This window comes from uncultured Corynebacterium sp. (assembly GCF_945649885.1).
In the GTDB taxonomy this organism is placed as follows: domain Bacteria; phylum Actinomycetota; class Actinomycetes; order Mycobacteriales; family Mycobacteriaceae; genus Corynebacterium.
The window spans coordinates 1-6,206 of the sequence record NZ_CALZFS010000146.1; the positions used below are offsets into that span (position 1 = coordinate 1).

Annotated in this window: 6 protein-coding genes and 1 tRNA gene; 4 read left to right on the plus strand and 3 right to left on the minus strand. The window is 56.3% G+C overall.

The annotated features are described in order from the left end of the window. Positions 1 to 84: 84 nt before the first annotated feature. Positions 85 to 157, plus strand: a tRNA-Phe gene (locus Q0M74_RS12505). 33 nt (positions 158 to 190) lie between these two features. Next, positions 191 to 583 carry a GNAT family N-acetyltransferase gene (locus tag Q0M74_RS12510; RefSeq protein ID WP_293954966.1) on the plus strand — a complete coding sequence of 131 codons (393 nt, stop codon included), beginning with the start codon at positions 191 to 193 and terminating at the stop codon, positions 581 to 583. A gap of 91 nt (positions 584 to 674) precedes the next feature. Here Q0M74_RS12510 and epsC read toward each other — a convergent pair whose 3' ends face one another. Next, the gene (gene epsC, locus Q0M74_RS12515) at positions 675 to 1,241 is read right to left on the minus strand and encodes a serine O-acetyltransferase EpsC (RefSeq protein ID WP_293954968.1); all 567 of its coding nucleotides are present in this window, start codon (positions 1,239 to 1,241) and stop codon (positions 675 to 677) included. Between the two features lie 192 nt (positions 1,242 to 1,433). Then, positions 1,434 to 2,369, minus strand: a complete 936-nt coding sequence (gene cysK / locus Q0M74_RS12520; protein WP_293954970.1) for a cysteine synthase A — start codon at positions 2,367 to 2,369, stop codon at positions 1,434 to 1,436. An 851-nt stretch (positions 2,370 to 3,220) separates the two neighbouring features. Between cysK and ramA the strand changes: the two genes are divergently transcribed. Continuing rightward, positions 3,221 to 4,066 (plus strand): acetate metabolism transcriptional regulator RamA, encoded by an 846-nt coding sequence (gene ramA / locus Q0M74_RS12525; protein ID WP_293954972.1) that lies wholly within the window; start codon positions 3,221 to 3,223, stop codon positions 4,064 to 4,066. Positions 4,067 to 4,108: 42 nt separating this feature from the next. On the opposite strand, the gene Q0M74_RS12530 is transcribed toward ramA, so the two are convergent. Continuing rightward, complete coding sequence (locus Q0M74_RS12530) at positions 4,109 to 4,681, minus strand: cob(I)yrinic acid a,c-diamide adenosyltransferase (RefSeq protein WP_293954974.1); 573 nt, start codon at positions 4,679 to 4,681, stop codon at positions 4,109 to 4,111. A gap of 60 nt (positions 4,682 to 4,741) precedes the next feature. On the opposite strand from Q0M74_RS12530, the gene murA reads away from it, so the two are divergent. Continuing rightward, a complete protein-coding gene (gene murA, locus Q0M74_RS12535; protein ID WP_293954976.1) occupies positions 4,742 to 5,998 on the plus strand; it encodes a UDP-N-acetylglucosamine 1-carboxyvinyltransferase in 1,257 nt (418 codons plus the stop codon). The last annotated feature ends 208 nt before the right edge of the window (positions 5,999 to 6,206 follow it).

Genomic DNA, 6,206 nt, shown 5'->3' on the forward strand with positions numbered 1-6,206 from the left:
GCGCGCCGCCCTGTCACGGCGGAGGTCGCGGGTTCAAGTCCCGTCAGGGTCGCAGGTAATGTTCTGTAAAATAGATCATTTCCTGGCCAGATAGCTCAGTCGGTAGAGCGTTCGCCTGAAAAGTGAAAGGTCGCCGGTTCGATCCCGGCTCTGGCCACAATCACCACCCTCATCAAATCCAATGGAATTGATGAGGGTGGTTTGTTGTTTTCTGTATAAAGGTCTTAGGTGCTTGTCGACGCCACCCCCTCAGACAGGCCAGAAGCCAGACACAATAAGGAGAAAACCTATGAGTGAGCAGAAGCAGAACATCGAGATCACCCACAACGAGGGCCAGAAACGCTTTGTGATCACCGTGGATAGTGAGGCGGCAGGCTTTGCCAGCTATGTTGATGGAACCGACTACCGAAACTTCAACCACACCGTGATCAAACCCGAATTCCGCGGCCGGGGACTTTCCTCCCCACTCATCCAATACGCACTGGATGATGCCCGCACTCACGGCATCCGGGTCCACGATTCCTGTTCTGCGGTTGCTCATTTCATCAACAAGAATCCTGAATACGCAGAACTCAAGAAATAACAGCTGTCCTGAAACAGACTGTGGCCCCTGCAAGGTGATTTCCTCCATTGAGGAAAGCATCAGCAGGGGCCACAGATGATGTGAGGGGATGTTAGATGTAGTAATCCGGATCAACGAGCTTGATGGTTTCACCAGCGCCACGGGGACGGGCCTTGGCAGGGATGCCCACGGCAATGTGGTTCTCTGGGACGTCCTTGGTCACCACGGCATTGGAACCGATGGCAGATCCGGCACCGATGGTGATGGGACCCAGAACCTTAGCGCCGGCACCGATGGTCACGTTATCGCCGATGGTGGGGTGGCGTTTGGTCTGGGTCAACACCTGGCCACCCAGGGTGACGCCGTGATACATCATGACGCCATCGCCGATCTCTGCGGTTTCACCGATGACAACACCCATGCCGTGATCAATGAAGAAACGCCGGCCGATGGTGGCACCCGGGTGAATCTCAATTCCGGTGAAGAACCGGTTCAGCTGGGATAACACGCGTGCAGGGCCACGGAAGCCGGATTTCCACCAGCAATGTGCAACGCGGTGGGCCCAGACTGCATGAAGTCCTGAGTAGACGACCGCATTTTCCAGGTCACCACGAGCTGCAGGGTCATGGTTACGTGCATTAACCAGGTCTTCGCGGATCATCTTCACAACTGAAAGCATGCTGGCAAGTGTAACAGCGTACTTCTTGGGCTTCCGGGTTTACTCCCTGGATTAATTCAGTGGAGAAGTGGATCAATTAGAAAACCGCCCACAGTCACATCATTGGCACTGGGCGTCCAGGAGGGACGGTGATGTATTTGCAGGCGGTTGAAATCAGTGGCCCTCGCGGGAGAAGCGTGGGCCTACTGGTAATTAATCGCGGATGTCTTCGTAGAGGATGGTGGAGACATAACGCTCACCGAAGTCGCAGACGACGGTGACGATGGTCTTGCCGGCGTTTTCAGGCTTGGCCGCGAGATCCAGTGCTGCCTTGATGTTGGCGCCGGTGGAGATACCGCCGAGGATGCCCTCTTCGGTGGCCAGCTTGCGGGCGTAAGAGACAGCATCATCGTTGGAGATGGTGATGACATCGTCGATGACCTTGCGATCAAGAACCTCAGGGATGAAGTTGGCACCAATACCCTGGATCTTGTGTGGGCCGGCCTTGCCTGAGGTCAGCAGTGGGGAAGCTTCTGGCTCAACGGTGTAGACCTGTGCCTCGGGGTTGCTCTCCTTCAGCACCTGGCCGACACCGGTGACGGTTCCGCCGGTGCCGAAGCCTGCAACGAAGATATCGACCTTTCCGTCGGTGTCTTCCAGGATCTCCTTGGCAGTGGTCTCACGGTGGATCTGTGGGTTGGCTGGGTTCTCGAACTGACGGGCCAGGATGGCGTTCTCACGCTCGGCGACGATTTCATCAGCCTTATCCTTGGCACCCTGCATGCCTGCAGCACCTGGGGTGAGAACAATTTCTGCACCGTAGGCACGCAGCAGGACGCGACGCTCAGTGGACATGGTCTCAGGCATGGTCAGAACAACGTTGTAACCGCGTGCAGCGCCGACCATGGCCAGGGCAATGCCGGTGTTGCCGGAAGTCGCCTCAACAATGGTGCCACCTGGCTTCAGCTCGCCGGACTTCTCAGCGGCGTCGATAATCGCCAGGCCGATGCGATCCTTGACGGAGTTTGCCGGGTTGAAGGACTCCAGCTTCACCAGGACGGTGGCCTCGAGGCCCTCGGTCAGGCGGTTGAGCTTAACCAGTGGGGTACGGCCGATGGTTTCAGTGATGTTGTTGTACACATTACCCATGAAAGAGATGCTCCTTGGTTGAAAATAAATTATGGCGGAAAATCTGGGGCAGTAGCTCAAAGATTTTCACGTGCTCTGCCCTGTGAGAAGAAAGTCTACACAAAAAACCGTCACAAAACAGACCAAGCGGTATGGATATTCTAGACCGGAATGTTTTCGCAGGTGGTGGAGGGCGGTGGGGAGGTGAGGCAGAGTGAGGAAAACCCTCAATGAGGGGGGCAGTATTCCTTCATGGGGGTGTGGGTAGGGCTGGGGTCCGGTCGGTTGGGATTGTGCAAGGAGGGGATACTGGGGTCCGTAAGTGGCTCGCGCATGGCCAAGGGTTCGCATAAGGGTATTGCCTGGGGGTGAGGTTCGGGCGGCGATGTATTTGGTTAAGGTTTTTGGGGGGTGAGAGGGTGGAAGAATCTGGACTTTGTCAGTTAATTTCAATCAAAACCTAAGAACCGTGACAGTTTGAAGGGGTTTTAGTCATTTAAATAGTGTTCTATGACACGATCTTAGTGATATCTTTTCCGATCACTTACCTCATTTGGGGGTGGGTGGGTGCGCTGCAGGCGATCCCCTTGGTGTGGCATGGCAAAAACTGGAAAATGTAGTGTGAACTGCATGAAGTTGGACGGGGGGAGGGGGCTTGAGCTCTTGGGGGTGGCATTTAGGGGGTGGGGAACTTTTTCCATCACCCCCAAAATCAAAGAAGTCAAGCGCTCTACCTCACATCCTGATGAGGCTAGGCTGACTATGACTACCCCCAAAGGGGAGTTACACTGTACGCCTGTCGGATATTTCGAACTCGGCTGAGCCCCTTCGGGTGTACCAGCACGGGTGTAAAGCAGGAGGATGACTACTAGGTGGATACACAGCGGATCAAAGATGATGAAGATGCCATTCGCTCGGCTCTGGCGTCGCTGAAAACCGCCACCGGCATTCCCGTCACTATGTATGCGACTGTCCTTCCAGACAATCGACTTCATATCACCCAGTGGGTGGGTCTGCGTACCCCAGCGCTCCAGAACCTGACCGTTGAACCCGGTGTGGGAGTGGGCGGACGCGTTGTAGCTACCCGTCGTCCAGTAGGTGTCAGTGACTACACCCGCGCGAATGTGATCTCTCATGAAAAGGATTCCGCCATCCAGGATGAGGGTCTCCACTCCATCGTGGCGGTACCAGTGATTGTTCACCGGGAGATCCGTGGCGTGCTCTACGTGGGCGTTCACTCCGCTGTCCGTCTCGGTGACACTGTCATTGAAGAGGTCACCATGACCGCAAGGACACTGGAACAGGATCTGGCCATCAACTCTGCGCTGCGTCGTAGTGGTTCCCCAGATGGTCGGGGCGCACTCAAACCAAACCGCGTGATGAATGGTGCCGAGTGGGAGCAGGTCCGCTCAACACACTCGAAGCTGCGCATGCTGGCCAACCGCGTGACCGATGAAGAGCTACGTCGTGAGCTGGAAGAGCTGTGCGATCAGATGGTCACCCCGGTCCGCGTCAAGCAGACCACCAAGCTCTCTGCCCGCGAACTTGATGTTCTGGCCTGCGTGGCCTTGGGGCATACCAACGTTGAGGCAGCAGAGGAAATGGGCATTGGTGCAGAGACCGTGAAGAGTTACCTCCGCTCGGTCATGCGCAAGCTCGGTGCCCACACCCGTTATGAGGCGGTCAACGCGGCACGCCGGATCGGCGCACTGCCCTGATCGTCGGCTGTTGAAAGCCTGTTCCTGAAAGGTCAGGAACTTTTAACGCTCACCACCCGGAACCCACTTCACGTCATCGCCCTTGTTGGCGACACGCGAAAGAATGAACAGCAGATCGCTCAACCTGTTCAGATACTTCGCTGGCAGAACTGAAGTGGTGTCCGGGTGTTCGCGTACCGCAACCCAGGCGGAACGCTCCGCACGGCGGGCAACAACACGGGCGGTGTGCAGCAGTGCGGCGGCGGGGGTACCACCGGGGAGGATGAAGGAGTCGAGGTTGGGGAGATCTTCGTTCCACTTGTCGCAGTCAGTTTCCAGGCGTTCAACATATTCTGGGAGGACACGCAGTGGTGGGTACTTCGGGTTTTCCTCGATGGGGTTGGCAAGGTCAGCGCCGACGTCGAAAAGCTCGTTTTGAACCCTGCGCAGAACCTTAGTCATCTCTTCATCAGGCTTGCCAAGTGCAAGAACTTCGCCGATGGCGCAGTTTGCTTCATCGGAATCTGCGTAGGCGATCAGTCGTGGATCATCTTTGGGGACACGGGAAAAGTTGGATAGACCGGTCGTTCCATCATCGCCGGTGCGGGTATAAATTTTGGTCAGGTGAATAGCCATGCCAATCAAATTTAGTCGCCTTGGAACAATCATGACGCGGGGGCGGATAAGGTGGGGCACGTGAAAGACAAGTTTCTAGTCAACGGCGGAGCAAAGCTGCAGGGATCTGTAAAGGTCAATGGAGCAAAAAACAGTGTGTTGAAACTGATGGCGGCAGCATTGCTGGCCGAAGGTACAACAACGCTGACCAACTGCCCCGAAATTCTCGACGTCCCCCTCATGCGTGATGTCCTTGTAGGCCTGGGCTGTGAGGTGGATATTGACGGTCATATTGTCACCATCCACACACCAGCCGACCTCAAATCAGACGCAGACTTCCCAGCGGTCACCCAATTCCGCGCATCTGTATGTGTTCTTGGCCCCTTAACCGCTCGCTGTGGCCGGGCAGTGGTCTCCCTCCCCGGCGGTGACGCCATTGGATCCCGCCCCCTGGACATGCACCAGAGTGGCTTGGAGAAACTTGGAGCGACCACCCGCACCCAGCACGGGGCAGTGGTGGCGGAAGCGGAGAAGCTTACCGGCGCCAACATCACCCTCGATTTCCCATCAGTGGGCGCCACCGAGAACATTCTTATGGCTTCTGTGATGGCTGAGGGGCAGACGGTGCTGGATAACGCAGCCCGCGAGCCGGAGATTGTGGACCTGTGCCGCATGCTCCGTTCCATGGGAGCCGATATTGAGGGTGAAGGGTCACCAACCATCACTATTAATGGTGTGGAAAAGCTTCAGCCCACCTCCCATGAGGTTATCGGTGATCGTATCGTCGCCGGCACCTGGGCTTATGCGGCAGCCATGACCCGTGGTGATGTCACCGTCGGAGGAATTGCTCCGCGTTATCTCCACCTACCCCTACAGAAGCTGAAGTTGGCAGGCGCGAATGTGGAAACCTTTGAAAACGGTTTCCGCATCAGCATGGATAAACGTCCTGTTGCCACTGATTACCAGACACTGCCATTCCCAGGGTTCCCGACAGACCTGCAGCCGATGGCCATCGGCATCAATGCGGTTGCCGAAGGTGTCGCGGTAATTACAGAGAATGTTTTTGAATCCCGCTTCCGTTTCGTCGACGAGATGCAGCGTCTCGGGGCGGATGCCACCGTTGATGGACACCATGTTGTTCTGCGTGGAATTGAACAGCTCTCCTCTACAACAGTGTGGTCTTCCGATATCCGTGCCGGTGCCGGCCTGGTCATCGCCGCACTCTGTGCAGAAGGCGTCACTGAGGTTCGTGATGTCTTCCATATTGATCGCGGTTATCCCAGCTTCGTGGAAAACCTCCAGAAGCTTGGTGCAGATATCCAGCGGGTGACTGAGTAGTCAGTAATAGGAACAAGGCCGGCGCTTTCCTTCAGTGGGGAGCACCGGCCTTGTGCGTTAAACCAGTGCCTGTCGGCGCAAAACCCTGGGCATTCCAGGTTTTGCAGGACCAATACCTGTTGTGAGCTGGGGGTTTGTGGGTGTGGGGTGGGGTGTGTAGATTAGTACGAGTCAGGCCGACCGACAACGCCCCGCCAGTGAGACTGGT